We start from the raw sequence: 13747 nt of genomic DNA, 5'->3' as shown, positions 1-13747 counted from the left end.
TAGTGTCGACCCGTCCCGGAAGACCACGGCCTCGCGATCGACACGGTCCGCCCGATCGAGACGATCACTCCGATCACCCGGATCGCCGCGATCGTCCGGATCGACGAGGCTGAGGCCGTCCACGGGGCCCGCGCCCCACCCGTTCCACCGCCGTAGTTCCTGAGCAGTGTGATCCGCCCCGTCCGGAAGGATTCCCAATGTCTGAGAACCAAGATGCGATCGTCACAGACGCGAAAACACAGGACGGAGGAGGCTGCCCGGTCGTACACGGCAGCGCCGCGCACCCGACGCAGGGCAACGGCGCGAACAGCCAGTGGTGGCCGCAGCGGCTCAACCTGAAGATCCTTGCCAAGAACCCCGCCGTAGCCAACCCGCTCGGCGAGGAGTTCGACTACGCCGCGGCGTTCAAGACCCTCGACCTTGCCGAGGTCAAGCAGGACATCGCGGAGGTGCTGACCACCTCGAAGGACTGGTGGCCCGCCGACTTCGGCCACTACGGCCCGTTCATGATCCGCATGGCGTGGCACAGCGCCGGCACCTACCGGATCAGCGACGGCCGCGGTGGCGCCGACACCGGACAGCAGCGCTTCGCCCCGCTCAACAGCTGGCCGGACAACGGGAACCTCGACAAGGCCCGCCGTCTGCTGTGGCCCGTCAAGAAGAAGTACGGCAAGAACCTGTCGTGGGCCGACCTCATGATCCTCACGGGCAACGTCGCCCTGGAGACGATGGGCTTCGACACCTTCGGCTTCGGCGGCGGACGTGTCGACGCCTGGGAGCCCGACGACGACGTCTACTGGGGTCCCGAGACCACCTGGCTCGGCGACGAGCGCTACACGGGTGACCGTGAGCTGGAGAACCCGCTCGCCGCGGTCCAGATGGGCCTCATCTACGTCAACCCGGAGGGCCCCAACGGCAACCCGGACCCGCTCGCCGCGGCCCGCGACATCCGCGAGACGTTCCGCCGCATGGCGATGAACGACGAGGAGACGGTCGCCCTGATCGCCGGCGGCCACACCTTCGGCAAGACCCACGGCGCGGGCCCCGCGGAGGAGGTCGGCGAGGCCCCCGAGGCCGCCCCGATCGAGGAGATGGGCCTCGGCTGGAAGAACGCGTACGGCACCGGCAAGGGCGACGACGCGATCACCAGCGGTCTCGAGGGGATCTGGACGAACACCCCGACCACCTGGGACAACACCTTCTTCGACATCCTGTTCGGCTACGAGTGGGAGCTCTTCCAGAGCCCTGCGGGCGCGAACCAGTGGCGGCCGAAGGAGGGCGCGGGTGCGGGGTCCGTACCCGACGCCCACGACGCGTCGAAGAGCCACGCTCCCACGATGCTCACGACGGACCTCTCGCTCCGGTTCGACCCGACCTACGAGCCGATCTCGCGCCGCTTCCACGAGAACCCGGCCGAGTTCGCGGACGCCTTCGCCCGCGCGTGGTTCAAGCTGACCCACCGCGACATGGGCCCGATCGTGCGCTACCTCGGCCCGGAGGTCCCGAGCGAGGAGCTGCTGTGGCAGGACCCGCTCCCCGCGGTGACGCACCCGCTCGTCGACGCCGCCGACGTCGCCGCGCTCAAGGGCCAGATCCTGGCCTTGGGCCTGACGGTGTCTCAGCTCGTGTCCACGGCATGGGCGTCGGCCTCGTCCTTCCGTAACAGCGACAAGCGCGGCGGCGCGAACGGCGCGCGCATCCGCCTCCAGCCGCAGAGCGGCTGGGAGGTCAACCAGCCCGACGAGCTGGCGGCCGTGCTGCGCAAGCTGGAGGGGATCAAGGAGACCTTCAACAGCGCGCAGTCCGGTGGCAAGCAGATCTCGCTCGCCGACGTGATCGTGCTCGCCGGTGCCGCCGGCGTCGAGAAGGGCGCGAAGGACGCGGGCTTCGACATCCAGGTGCCCTTCACGCCGGGGCGCGCGGACGCCACGCAGGAGCAGACGGACGTGGAGTCGTTCTCCGCGCTCGAGCCGTCCGCCGACGGGTTCCGCAACTACCTCGGCAAGGGCAACCGCCTGCCGGCCGAGTACCTGCTCGTCGACAAGGGCAACCTGCTCGACCTGAGTGCCCCCGAGCTGACGGTCCTCGTCGGCGGCCTGCGCGTCCTCGGCGCGAACTACGGGCAGTCGACGCACGGCGTCCTCACCACGACCCCCGGGTCGCTGACCAACGACTTCTTCGTGAACCTGCTCGACCTGGACACGACGTGGAGCGCGACGGCCGGCGACGCGAACACCTTCGAGGGCCGCGACGCCTCGGGCAAGGTCATCTGGACCGGCACCCGTGCCGACCTCGTCTTCGGGTCGAACTCCGAGCTGCGCGCCGTCTCGGAGGTCTATGCGAGCGATGACGCGAAGGAGAAGTTCGTGAAGGACTTCGTCTCCGCGTGGGACAAGGTCATGAACCTGGACCGGTTCGACCTCTCCTGATCACGCAGGAACAAGAAGTCCAGGTCGGCCCGCACCGGGCCGACCTGGACTTCCGCGTTTCCGCCCCCATTCCCCCGGCTGATCCGGCGCTGGGCACGCCGTCCCGGAGGTCACCACCAGTACGCCGGGTACTTCGGCGCGCCGCGCCTCACACGGGAAGCCGCGAAGCCGGTCAGGGCGAGCAGCACGGTGGAGCCGAACAGCAGCGGTACGAAGCGGCCGGGCGCCGGCGTCTGGAGCACGACGATCACCGCGGTGGCGCAGGCCGCCGAGTGCGGGGTACGGGCGAGCATCGTCGCGGCGAGGGTGATGCCACCCGCCAGTGCCGCCGTCCACGGGCTGCTGTTCGTCAGCGCGAGGACCGCGTAACCGGACCCCGCACCGAGCAGGTGGCCGATGACGATGCTCCGGGGCTGGGCCAGGGGCAGGGTGGGCGCGCTGTGCACGAGGGCGGCGCTCGCGGCCAGCGGCGGTAGCAGGACCGGCTCATGGATCATCGCCCCGATCGCCACGAGCCCGAGCAGGACCGCGGTGACCGCGCTGATGCTGTGGAAGGCCGCCGCCGCGGTGGGACGGGCCGGCGCCCGTCCGACTCGGCGCGGCGGGCGGGGCGAATCGGAGGCAGGAGTGGGCTGCGGCTGCGGGCGCAGCAGGGAATCAGTGCTCACGGTGACGATTTCTGGGGCAGGCGGCTCTCGGCCGGCAGGACGACGGGAGAAGGAACGGTCGTAGCTGCGCGGAGCACACCTCTGTGATCAACAGTGGTTCTGACCTTGCGCCTGTCCTGGTGGGACCGGCGCAGTCCACCTGGGATTTTACCTGCCGGGCCGGCAGGCGCCGGGCGTGGGGGCGGCCCATCACATGGCGTACTTCCGGAGCGCTGCGCGCTGCGGCCCACAGAGCGCACCGCCTCAGAAACACGGCAGCGTTACCCCACCCTGAACAGACCCTGACCGCAAGCTTGTTGAACGGACTCGGGGCGCACGGAAGCATTCGGCCCATGGACGAGCCGGGCACCGCCTTCGAGATCCGCTACGAATGGACCGCCCCGGCCTGGCTGGCTCTGGCGTTCGCCCTGCTGATCGGCGTGGGGTTCGTCCCCGGCGCCGAGCCCCCGGGGAACGACCACATCGAGCTGGTCCTCGCGCCCTACGTGGCTCTGGTCATACCGGCCGCCGCCCTCCGACGGACCGCCGTACGCATCGACTCCGAAGGCATCACTCTGGGCAGCCTGGTGTTCTTCCGCAGGCCGGAATTCCTTCCCTGGGCCGAGATCGTGTCCGTCAGCTTCTACGCCGACGCTCGGGGAGCGGGACGCTTCCGGCACCCCGAGCTCGAGGTGCGTCACCGCGCGGGCGCTGCTCCCCGATGGGGACCGGCCACGTCCCCGGCACTGCGCGAATTCGACGCGTATCTGTCGACGCACGTGGATCCCGATTTCGTCGAGGCCTTCAAAGGCACCACGGAGTCCACCCGCTCCATGACCCTGTGCAAGGTGGACACCGGACGCCTCAAACAGGCGATACGGGCCTTCGCCCCTCAGGTCCATGTCTTCGGCGACGTCGACCGGCCGTGACGACGGCGCGAGTGATCTGGCTGAACGCAAGCGTCAGGCACGGGAGTTGAGTGACCATGGAGGTGTCTGCGAAGACGGCGCTCGGCCGGCTCGGCAGCAACTGACACGTACGGGGGCAAGGGAGTCATGACCGAACGAGAGGGGCCTCAGTCGCCGCGCTCCTCGGGATCGACCACGTCCAGCGTTGGCTCCGGATGCTTCCCGTGGACGGTGCTCGCGGTTGTGATCGCCCTGGTCTCCGGGCTGTTCCTGTTCCTCGGCAGCAGCGACGAACCCGGGAGCGGCCGCCCTGGGGGCAGTAGACAGCAGGCCTACGTCGACGAGATCGACGAGGCACGGCAGCAGCTCTTCAAGGGCGAACTCGTCCGCACCAGTACGAAGTCGATGCATCTCGTGGCCGGCGGCGATCCGATCCCTTTCCGCGCCCAGATCCTGGGCAGTTGGCGCTCGGACGGGGCCGGCGAGACACACTCCAGAACCAGTGCGGGCGCCCAGATCGGCGTGAAGCTGCACTGCTCGGGTGCCCAAGTGCGGTGCACTCCACTGTCGTCGGAGCGTCAGAACGTCATCTCCAAGAAGGACGCGGCGACATGGCTGTGGGATGTGAGCGCCGAGAAGGCGGGGACGGTCACCCTGTCCGTGACGGTGACCGCCTACTACCAGGACAGCGACACGGTGCTCCTTGAGCAACCGCCTGCAACTGCCCACGTACAGGTGGCAGCCCCACCCGGCGACAGCTTCGGTCGGGCCGAACAGGCGTGGCGGTGGATTTCCGGCGTGATCACAAGTTTGGGCGGCCTCGCCGTGTCCTTGACCGCCCTCATCACCCTGGCCGTCCTGCTCACCCGCCGGACGACCCCGGCGGCCGACTCCGAAACCGGCCATGACGACACAGACGCGGACACCAACTCGCCGTCCTGACGCATCCCGAGCGCCGCGACACTACGTGAGGCCAAGGTCACAGTTTCGCGTGAAGTAGGCGACCTCGCGCCCAAATGCCCAGGTCAGAGCCGCCCACCTGACACCTCCCCACCTCCGCCGCGTGGCGCGGGGACGCCGATTGTCACACCGACCCTCTAGGCTTCTTCACATGTCCACCACTCCGATCCCTGGTTCCGTGCGGTCCGCCGACGATCTGAACGAAGAGATTCGCTGCCTGATGCTGTGCAGCGGTGGCCGGTTGAGCGCGGAGCAGCGCCGGGAGTACGAAGTTCTTGTCATCGAGTGGTCCGCGGCGATACGTGGCGAGGTTGTGAAGGCCGCGTAAGCTCCGGGCCCACCCCTGCCGGTCGCGCACCCGCGGCGTCACTCCGACGGCTGCGGAGTCATACGGTGCAGCCCCTTCCGGTCGTAGTACCGGGTCATCGCGAACCCGAAGACCAGGGAGAGGGCGGCGCCGATCGCGATCATGATCCAGGCCCGCAGCAGACCGGCGTCGGCCCGTGCGTCGAAGAACAGGATCGAGCGGACTCCACCGCTGAGCTGTCTCATCGGTTCGAAAATGCCGAGGAAGCGGTAGAAGCCGGGGACCGCCTCCAGCGGAATGGTCGCTCCGGACGACGGCAGGCCGAGGACGATGAACACGAACATGGACACGAGCTGCCCGATCCCGCCGAAGGCCGCGTTGATGGCCTGGACGCCCATGCCGACCGCCAGCGTGGCGCAGTAGGAGAAGATCCACAGCAGCGGCAGGTGGGAGGCGTCCATGCCGAGGATCCCCACGGTGGCCAGCATGATCAATGTGGTGGTGAGCAGTGTGATGCCGACGGTCATGGCCATCTTCAGGAGCAGCGTCTGGGTGCGGCTGATCGGCACGGTGGGGCGTCGGGCGTGCCAGGGGCCGATCTCACTGTCGGCGTAGCCGAGAGCGGTGTCGACACCCATGCTGGTGAGGTTGGCACCCAGGAACCCGGTCAGAACGAGCAGCAGCGTGTAGTAGAAGGCGCTCAGGCCCAGGCCGCTGTGGTCTCCGATGGGGTGCCCCACCTGCGTGATGACGGCGATCGGATCGGCGAGCAACAGCTGTGCGGTAGGGGTGACTTGCCGGTCGGCGTTGGCTGCCGTCAACTTCTTGCCGATGGTCTGGGAAGTCTGTTCGGCTGCCGTCGTGCTGATCCTGGCTGCCAGGGAGGAGCCGAGGCTGCCCATGCCTGGGTTGGTGAGTACGGTGAGCGTCGGTCGTTGCGTCGCCTTGCTGGTGGTGAGCGCGGCAATGGTGTCGGTGAAGTCCGGGGGGATGACGAGGGCGCCGTAGACCTTGCCCGCTTCCAGCTCGTCCTGGGCCTGACCGCGGGTGAGTGGATGCCAGTCGACCTTGCCACCGGAGGTGTCGGCGAGGGCGGCCTGCGCGACCTGCGTCCCCACGTTCTGACTCTGCCCTGGCAGGGGTTTGCCCCGGTCCGAGTTGACGAGCGCGATGGGCAGGTTCCGCAAGTCGCGGTTCGGGTTCACGATGCCGCCCATGTAGAGCAGGGACAGCAGCAGTGCGAGCATCCCGGTCAGGATCGTGGGCACCAGCCACAGCTTCGGGCGACGCACGAGCGCGGAGGCACGCGCCTTGGCCGGGGCGGGGCGGGGTGCGCTGTCGTCGTCCATGGTGCTCCTTGGTTCGCGGCGCCGGGCCGGGTGATCGCACCGAGGTCGACAGCCGGAAAGGCCCGCGCGAGGTGCATTTGTCACCTTCTCTGCCGCGGCGGCCGTCCGCGAACACCAACACGGCCGAGGACTACGCCCAAGGGTTGTGCCAGGCTCCCGCGCCGGTTCGGCCGCGCGGCGCACCCCACAGACACACGCACCCCACAGACACAGCAAGGCCCGGATCCAAAAGGATCCGGGCCTTGCCCGTCAGTAGCGGGGACAGGATTTGAACCTGCGACCTCTGGGTTATGAGCCCAGCGAGCTACCGAGCTGCTCCACCCCGCGTCGGTAGACACCACCGTACGCCATCGCAGCCGGTCCCCATGACCACGTGCCCGCGGATCGCTAGCGGACGAGGCACGGGCGCTTGCTGTCGAACTGCCAGTCCGCGACGAGATACCGCATCCCGATGGCGTCGTCACGCGCCCCCAGGGCCTTCGTCCTGTAGAGGTCGTGGGCCGCGAGCAGTCGGTCCATGTCGAGCTGGACGCCCAGGCCCGGGGCGTCGGGAACGGCGATCTCACCGTCGACGATCCGGGGCGGGGCGGTGGTGAGGCGCTCCAGGCCTTCCTGCCAGATCCAGTGCGTGTCGAGTGCGTTGTACTCGCCGGGGGCGGCGGCTCCGCAGTGGGTCACCATGGCGAGGGAGATGTCGAAGTGGTTGTTGGAGTGGCAGCCCCAGGTCAGACCCATCGCGTTGCAGAGCTGGGCCACGCGGACCGAGCCCTGCATGGTCCAGAAGTGCGGGTCGGCCAGGGGGATGGAGACCGACTGGAGCGCCAGGGCGTGGGTGAGCTGGCGCCAGTCCGTGGCGATCATGTTGGTCGCGGTGGGCAGGCCCGTGGCACGGCGGAACTCGGCGAGGATCTCCCGGCCGGAGTAGCCGCCTTCGGCACCGCAGGGGTCCTCGGCGTAGGCGAGGGTGCCGGACAGGGGCGCGCACAGCTCGATCGCCTCGCGCAGCGACCACGCGCCGTTGGGGTCGAGAGTGATCCTGGCCTCGGGGAAGCGGTCCTTCAGCGCCTGGACGGCCCTGACCTCCTCAGCGCCTTCCAGGACTCCGCCCTTGAGCTTGAAGTCGCGGAATCCGTACCGGTCGTACGCGGCCTCGGCCTGGCGGACGATTGCGTCGGGTGTCAGGGCCTCTTCGTGCCTGACGCGGTGCCAGTCGACGGCCGAGTCGGGTTCGCGGACGTATTCCAGGTCGGTGCGGTCGGGGTCACCGACGTAGAAGAGGTAGCCCAACACCCTTACGGAGTCCCGCTGTTGACCGTCGCCGAGGAGTGCCGCGACGGGGACGTCGAGGTGCTGGCCGAGGAGGTCGAGCATCGCCGACTCGACCGCGGTGACGGCGTGGACGGTGGTGCGCAGGTCGAAGGTCTGGGCGCCTCGTCCGCCCGCGTCGCGGTCGGCGAACCTGGCTCCGATCTCGCGCAGGACGCGCTTGTAGTCGCCCACCTTCGCCCCGACCACGAGGGACTCGGCGTCGCGCAGGGTCTGGGTGATCTTCTCGCCGCCCGGCACCTCTCCCAGGCCCGTGCGGCCTTCCGAGTCCTGGAGGACGACGACATTGCGGGTGAAGTAGGGGCCGTGCGCGCCGGAGAGATTCAGTTCCATGCAGTCCCGGCCGGCGACCGGATAGACGGCGAACGCGGTGACGGTCGGCTGCTTGCTCAAGGTCATTGCGGTTCCTGTGGTCGGAAGGCGTGCGGATGGATGTGTGTCACAGGCTCAGGAAGTCCAACGCCCATTCCAGGGCAAGGACGCCGCCCAGGCCCAGCACCGCGAGCACCGTCGTGTACGTGGTCCTGACCTTGATCGCCTCGATGACCGAGAGGTTGAAGTACTCCTTGAAGAGCCAGAATCCGGGGTCGTTCACATGGGAGAACGCGATCGACCCGCAGGAGACGGCGAGAACCATGATCTCGGGGTGGATGCCGCTGCCCGCCAGGAGCGGAAGCACCACGCCGGACGCCGTGACGACGGCGACCGTGGCCGAGCCGAGGGCCACGCGCAGGATGACGGCGATGAGCCAGGCCAGGATGAGGGGCGAGATGGCCCAGCTGTCCGTGACGTCCTTGATGTAGTCGGAGATCCCGCCTTCGACGAGGACGTTCTTGAAGGCGCCGCCGGCACCGATGACCAGGAGGATCATCGCCATCGCCTGGGCCGCCGAGGCGCAGGAGGCGCTGACCTCCGTGAGGCTGCGGCCGATGCGCGGACCGAACGCCCAGATCGCCAGGAGCAGCGTCAGCATGAGGGCGATCGGGGCCGAGCCGATGAACGCGACCGCGTGCAGGAACGGGCTCTCGCCGGACGTGACCATGTCGATCACGGCGGCGCCCGCGATCAGGACCACCGGGAAGAGGGCCACGAGCAGGGACCAGCCCATGCCGGGCATCTCTTCGTCGGTGAACTCGCGGTCGCTGACCAGACCCTTGGGGATGGTCGGGTTCATCGCCTTCACGAACGGCAGGCGCGGCCACGCGAGGGCGATGAGCGCTCCGGCCGGTACGGCGATGAAGAGACCGTAGAACAGGGTGTGTCCGACGGAGGCGTGGAAGGTCGCGGCGACGGCGGTGGGGCCGGGGTGCGGCGGCAGGAAGCTGTGCATGGTGGACAGCGCGATCGACATCGGCAGCCCGACCCACAGCAGCTTCGCGCCGGTGACCCGCACGAGGGTGAACGCGATGGGCACGATGATGATGAAGGCGACCTCGTAGAACATGGTGACGCCGATGAGCATGGACGTGACCACCATGGCCACCTGCACCCAGCGCGGCCCGAAGGCGTCGAGGAGCCGGTTGGCTATTCGTTGCGCCGCTCCGGAGTCCCCCATGACGCGGCCGACCATGGCGCCGAGGCCGATGGTCAGCATCGTGTCGCCGATCTGGCCGCCGATGCCCTCCGAGAGGACGTCCGGGATCGTCGCCGCCGGAATCCCCTGCACCAGGGCGACGCCGATCGCCACGAGGAGGAGGGCGGCGAACCCGTTCATTCTCAGCCTGGTCATGAGGAAGAGCAGAATCAGAACGCTGATTCCCACTACGACGAGAGGCAAGTCAGTTCCCCTTTGAACTGTGGATCGAACTGCGGATCGCGGGTCGGGCGGGTACGAAGCCGCGCGCGGCGAAGCAGTGGCGCTTCAACGGCGCGTGTTTGGCGGTCAGTTGACGCGCCGCACGGCTCCGACCAGGTTCAGCCCGGTGTCCAGCACCTTCTCGAGATCCGCGAGGTCGGCGGGCGAGGGATCGGTGAGCGGGGCGCGCACGGGGCCGACCGGGAGACCGCGCAGCCGCGCCGCGGCCTTGACGAGGGAGACGGCGTAGCCCGGGACGCGGTCGCGCAGCTCCACCAGGGGGACGTAGAAGTCACGCAGGAGCTTGTTCGTCGCCTCGTCGTCGCCCTCCCGCAGCGCGGTGAAGAAGGCCTTCGCGATTTCGGGCGCGAAGGCGTGGACCGCGGAGGAGTAGGCGGGCACGCCGACGGTGGCGTAGGCGCGGGCCTGCATCTCGGCGGTGGCGGCGCCGTTGAAGAAGAGGAAGCCGTCGGGTGCGGCGAGTGTCAGGCGCTGGAGCCGGTCCAGGTCGGAGTGCCCGTCCTTCAGGCCTACGACGGTGGGGATTTCGGCGATCCGGCGCAGGGCGTCCACGCTGAAGGTGACCTGGTCGCGCTGGTACGCGATCAGCGGCAGCCGGGTGCCCGCGGCGATCCGGCGCAACTGCTCCACCAGCCCGTCCTGCGGAGCGCCGACCAGGTAGTGCGGCAGCACGAGCAGCGCGTCCGCGCCTTCCTCCTGCGCGATCCGGGCGAACCGCAGCGCCTGTGACCAGCCGTAGCCGATGCCGGCGACCACCGGCAGCCGCCCGTCGGCGACCTCGACCGTGACCCTGACGACCGACCGGTACTCCTCCTCGTCCAGCGAGAAGAACTCCCCCGTTCCGCAGGCGGGGAAGACCATGCCCGGGGCGTTGGCCAACTGGGCGGTCAGATAGGTCCGGTAGGCGTCCAGGTCGAGGCTGCCGTCGTCCCGAAGGCTCGTGAGCGGGAAGGACAGCACCCCCTTCGCCATCCCGTCACGCAGCTTCTGCGCGACGTCCTCGGGTTGCGTGCCGACCTCGTTCATAGATCTGATCCCCATATGCAGATGGCGTCCATGTATGAGAATGGAGGCTAAGTCCGTGAACTGATCGGGTCAATGGGTGAAGCCCCGTCGATTTGCGATGGCCGGCGTCGGGAAGCAGGGGGACGCACGTGACAACAGGGGCCCGTGGGGTGAAGTCGGCGCTGCGCACGGTCGCGCCGCTGGAACTGCTCGCGCGAGGGGCGACCGGCCCGCGCACCTGGAGCGAACCACCGCTCGCCGAAGGCCCGTTGTCCGCCCCGGACGGAGAACACCCCCACCGACCGCGACACGTTGCTCGCCGACCTGGCGGGCCTCCGCGAACAGGGCTGCTCCATCGACCGCGAGAAGACGGCGACCGGCATCGGGGACTTCGCTTCGCCGTGCGGTACGACGCTCCGGCGGTCGACGCCATCAGCCGCTCCGTGCCGGTCGCCCGCCTCACCGCGGAGCGCGAACAACGTGCCGTCGACGTCATACGGGACGTGCAGACGAAGATCGAGGCGCTGCCGTCACCTCGCTCGGGGGCGCCTGACTGACGGTGAGTGCAGGCCGGGGGCGTACCGGACTGGTTGCCCCCGGCCTTCGTCACAGGTGGCGCAGCAGGGCCTCCAACGCCGGATTGTCGTTGTTCCTGCGCCACACCAGATTCAGCTCGACCGGCTTGGGTTCCCGCAGGGACACCGGCTTGTAGGTGATCCCGTCGAACCTCATCTGCGCCGCGGCCTCCGGGACCAGGGCGATGCCCCAGCCCGCGTTCACCATCGCCAGAATGCTGTGCACCTGGCTGAGGTACTGAGTGAAGACGGGTGTGACCTGGGCGGCGCGGAAGATGCTGACGAGCAGCTCGTGGAAGTAGCGGGCCTCGACCGGCGAGTACATCAGCACCTCCTCCCCGTCGAAGTCCTCCACGCGCAGGTCGCCCTCGCGCGCGGCGAGCGGATGGCCGGTGGGCAGGGCGGCGAGCAGGCCCTCCCTGACCGCGGGCCTGGTCTCCAGGTCGGGCCCGGTGTTCGCGGGGCGGATCATGCCCAGGTCGAGGGACCCTTCGGTGATGGCCTCCAACTGGTCGCGGGTGACCAGTTCACGCAGCACCACCTCCACGCGGGGCATGGCCGAGCGGGCCACTTCGAGCAGCGTGCCGAGGGCCGAGTTCGCGCTGGCCGCCGTGAACCCGATGGCGATGGCTCCCGCCTCGCCCGCCGACACCTGCCGTACGGCGAGGGCCGCGTGCTCGGACTGGCGCAGGATGTGGCGCGCCTCGTTGAGGAACGTGCGGCCCGCCGGGGTGAGCCGGACGGACCGGTTGGTGCGGTCGAGGAGCCGTACGCCCAGGTCGTGCTCGAGGAGTTGGATCTGCCGGCTCAGCGGGGGCTGCGTCATCCGGAGGCGCTCCGCGGCACGGGTGAAGTGCAGTTCCTCGGCCACCGCCACGAAGCTCACGAGCTGTGCCAGCGTGAACAATGATTCCCTCCGGGTATCAGCGCATGCAAAATTGGTCTTGGACGTGGATCAATCGCCGACTCTAGCTTCAAGGGGAGTCAACGCCTCCGTCGGCCGCATGGCCGACAGCAGCCCGCGCCGACAGCAGCCCGCCCCCACCCGCCGACTCGGCCGGGCGCGCGCAGCATGCCGGCCGGTCGCATCCGCCTCACACCCCAGGGACACGAAGTGGTGACGAAGACCCACACGACCACCAACGCAGCGCACGTCGCAGGCGAGGCGACGCTCGACAGGATCTCCTGGATCAAGCTCTCCTCCGTCACGCTGCCACTGGCCACGCCGATCAGCGACGCCAAGGTCCTCACCGGGCGTCAGAAGCCCATGACCGAAGTGGCGTTCCTCTTCGTGGAGCTGGAGACCGAGCAGGGGCACGAGGGCATCGGCTTCAGCTACTCCAAGCGGGCCGGTGGCCCCGGCCAGTTCGCCCATGCCAGGGAGATCGCCGACAACCTGCTCGGCGAGGACCCCAGCGACATCGGCAAGATCTGGACGAAGCTGGCGTGGTCCGGCGCCTCGGTGGGCCGCAGCGGCCTGGCCACGCAGGCCATCGCCGCGTACGACGTGGCCCTGTGGGACCTCAAGGGCAGGCGCGCGGGCCTGCCGCTGGCCAAACTCCTGGGCGCCCACCGCGACTCCGTACGCTGCTACAACACCTCCGGCGGCTTCCTGCACACCCCGACCGAGCAGGTGCTCGACAACGCCTCCGCCTCCCTGGCGAGCGGCATCGGCGGCATCAAGATCAAGGTCGGCAACCCCGACCGCAAGCAGGACCTGCGCCGCCTGACCGCCGTCCGCGAGCACATCGGCGACGACGCCCCACTGATGGTCGACGCGAACCAGCAGTGGGACCGGCCGACCGCCCAGCGGATGGGCCGGGCCATGGAGGAATTCGACCTCGTCTGGATCGAGGAGCCGCTCGACGCCTACGACGCGCAGGGTCACGCCGCGCTCGCCGCCTCGCTCGACACCCCCATCGCCACCGGCGAGATGCTCGCCAGCGTCGCCGAGCACTACGAGCTGATCCGCCACAACGCGGCGGACATCATCCAGCCCGACGCGCCCCGCATCGGCGGCATCACGCAGTTCCTCAAGCTGGCCGCGCTCGCCGAGCACCACAACCTCCAGCTCGCACCGCACTTCGCAATGGAGATCCACCTCCACCTCGCGGCCGCCTACCCGATCGAGCCGTGGGTGGAGCACTTCGACTGGCTGGAGCCGCTGTTCAACGAGCGCCTCACCATCAGTGACGGCCGCATGCACGTCCCGTCCCGCCCCGGCCTCGGCATCACCCTGACCGACCAGGCCCGCGCCTGGACCCAGGCCACCCACGAGGCCGGCAAGCGCCACTGACGCCACGACACGCACCGCTTTCTCCCGTCCGCGCCTCCTTCATGGGGGCGCGGACGAGCCATTTCCGCACCTTCCACGCGTCATACCGACCCGGTATCACCGGATGCGAAATCAGTGTTGGACCGGCAT

12 protein-coding genes and 1 tRNA gene are annotated in these 13747 nt (G+C 69.1%); 6 read left to right on the top strand and 7 right to left on the bottom strand.

All coding sequences use genetic code 11. The features are described 5' to 3' along the window. Positions 1-197 precede the first annotated feature (197 nt). Complete coding sequence (gene katG, locus LGI35_RS40570; protein ID WP_227299424.1) at positions 198-2429, top strand: catalase/peroxidase HPI; 2232 nt, start codon at positions 198-200, stop codon at positions 2427-2429. 110 nt (positions 2430-2539) lie between these two features. Here katG and LGI35_RS40565 read toward each other — a convergent pair whose 3' ends face one another. Further along, entirely contained in the window at positions 2540-3097 is a 558-nt protein-coding gene (locus LGI35_RS40565) for an HPP family protein (protein ID WP_227299423.1), read from the bottom strand. 332 nt (positions 3098-3429) lie between these two features. On the opposite strand from LGI35_RS40565, the gene LGI35_RS40560 reads away from it, so the two are divergent. The 3 genes from LGI35_RS40560 (at position 3430) to LGI35_RS40550 (ending at position 5272) form a co-directional block, all read left to right on the top strand. Next, positions 3430-4005: a hypothetical protein gene (locus LGI35_RS40560; RefSeq protein WP_227299422.1), complete on the top strand. Its 576-nt coding sequence runs from the start codon at positions 3430-3432 to the stop codon at positions 4003-4005. A gap of 126 nt (positions 4006-4131) precedes the next feature. Continuing rightward, entirely contained in the window at positions 4132-4926 is a 795-nt protein-coding gene (locus LGI35_RS40555; RefSeq protein ID WP_227299421.1) for a hypothetical protein, read from the top strand. A gap of 169 nt (positions 4927-5095) precedes the next feature. Further along, positions 5096-5272 carry a hypothetical protein gene (locus LGI35_RS40550; RefSeq protein ID WP_165914507.1) on the top strand — a complete coding sequence of 59 codons (177 nt, stop codon included), beginning with the start codon at positions 5096-5098 and terminating at the stop codon, positions 5270-5272. Positions 5273-5310: 38 nt separating this feature from the next. Here LGI35_RS40550 and LGI35_RS40545 read toward each other — a convergent pair whose 3' ends face one another. The 5 genes from LGI35_RS40545 to LGI35_RS40525 all read right to left on the bottom strand — a co-directional run bounded on the left by LGI35_RS40545 (position 5311) and on the right by LGI35_RS40525 (position 10783). After that, positions 5311-6600 (bottom strand): YhgE/Pip domain-containing protein, encoded by a 1290-nt coding sequence (locus LGI35_RS40545; protein WP_227299420.1) that lies wholly within the window; start codon positions 6598-6600, stop codon positions 5311-5313. A 253-nt stretch (positions 6601-6853) separates the two neighbouring features. After that, positions 6854-6927: transfer RNA gene (locus LGI35_RS40540), tRNA-Met, on the bottom strand. Positions 6928-6987: 60 nt separating this feature from the next. Further along, positions 6988-8325 (bottom strand): enolase C-terminal domain-like protein, encoded by a 1338-nt coding sequence (locus tag LGI35_RS40535; RefSeq protein ID WP_227299419.1) that lies wholly within the window; start codon positions 8323-8325, stop codon positions 6988-6990. Positions 8326-8365: 40 nt separating this feature from the next. Further along, positions 8366-9703 carry a gluconate:H+ symporter gene (locus tag LGI35_RS40530; protein WP_227299418.1) on the bottom strand — a complete coding sequence of 446 codons (1338 nt, stop codon included), beginning with the start codon at positions 9701-9703 and terminating at the stop codon, positions 8366-8368. 105 nt (positions 9704-9808) lie between these two features. Next, a complete protein-coding gene (locus tag LGI35_RS40525) occupies positions 9809-10783 on the bottom strand; it encodes a 5-dehydro-4-deoxyglucarate dehydratase (protein ID WP_227299417.1) in 975 nt (324 codons plus the stop codon). A gap of 365 nt (positions 10784-11148) precedes the next feature. Between LGI35_RS40525 and LGI35_RS46430 the strand changes: the two genes are divergently transcribed. Further along, on the top strand, positions 11149-11304 hold the full coding sequence (locus tag LGI35_RS46430; protein ID WP_341483479.1) for a hypothetical protein: 156 nt from the start codon (positions 11149-11151) through the stop codon (positions 11302-11304). A 49-nt stretch (positions 11305-11353) separates the two neighbouring features. Here LGI35_RS46430 and LGI35_RS40515 read toward each other — a convergent pair whose 3' ends face one another. Beyond that, entirely contained in the window at positions 11354-12229 is an 876-nt protein-coding gene (locus LGI35_RS40515) for a LysR family transcriptional regulator (protein WP_227299416.1), read from the bottom strand. Between the two features lie 207 nt (positions 12230-12436). Here LGI35_RS40515 and LGI35_RS40510 point away from each other — a divergent pair, with 207 nt between their 5' ends. Continuing rightward, positions 12437-13618: an L-talarate/galactarate dehydratase gene (locus LGI35_RS40510; protein ID WP_227299415.1), complete on the top strand. Its 1182-nt coding sequence runs from the start codon at positions 12437-12439 to the stop codon at positions 13616-13618. The last annotated feature ends 129 nt before the right edge of the window (positions 13619-13747 follow it).

This window comes from Streptomyces longhuiensis (assembly GCF_020616555.1).
GTDB lineage: Bacteria > Actinomycetota > Actinomycetes > Streptomycetales > Streptomycetaceae > Streptomyces > Streptomyces longhuiensis.
The sequence above is the reverse complement of the archived record's forward strand: the minus strand, read 5'-3'. Positions and strand labels throughout refer to the sequence as shown.

Bases quoted from the DNA above. Each gene is read 5' to 3' on its own strand.
- LGI35_RS40560 (WP_227299422.1), top strand. From the start codon at position 3,430: ATGGACGAGCCGGGCACCGCCTTCGAGATCCGCTACGAATGGACCGCC.
- LGI35_RS40555 (WP_227299421.1), top strand. From the start codon at position 4,132: ATGACCGAACGAGAGGGGCCTCAGTCGCCGCGCTCCTCGGGATCGACC.
- katG (WP_227299424.1), top strand. From the start codon at position 198: ATGTCTGAGAACCAAGATGCGATCGTCACAGACGCGAAAACACAGGAC.
- LGI35_RS40550 (WP_165914507.1), top strand. From the start codon at position 5,096: ATGTCCACCACTCCGATCCCTGGTTCCGTGCGGTCCGCCGACGATCTG.
- LGI35_RS40525 (WP_227299417.1), bottom strand. From the start codon at position 10,783: ATGGGGATCAGATCTATGAACGAGGTCGGCACGCAACCCGAGGACGTC.
- LGI35_RS40545 (WP_227299420.1), bottom strand. From the start codon at position 6,600: ATGGACGACGACAGCGCACCCCGCCCCGCCCCGGCCAAGGCGCGTGCC.
- LGI35_RS40535 (WP_227299419.1), bottom strand. From the start codon at position 8,325: ATGACCTTGAGCAAGCAGCCGACCGTCACCGCGTTCGCCGTCTATCCG.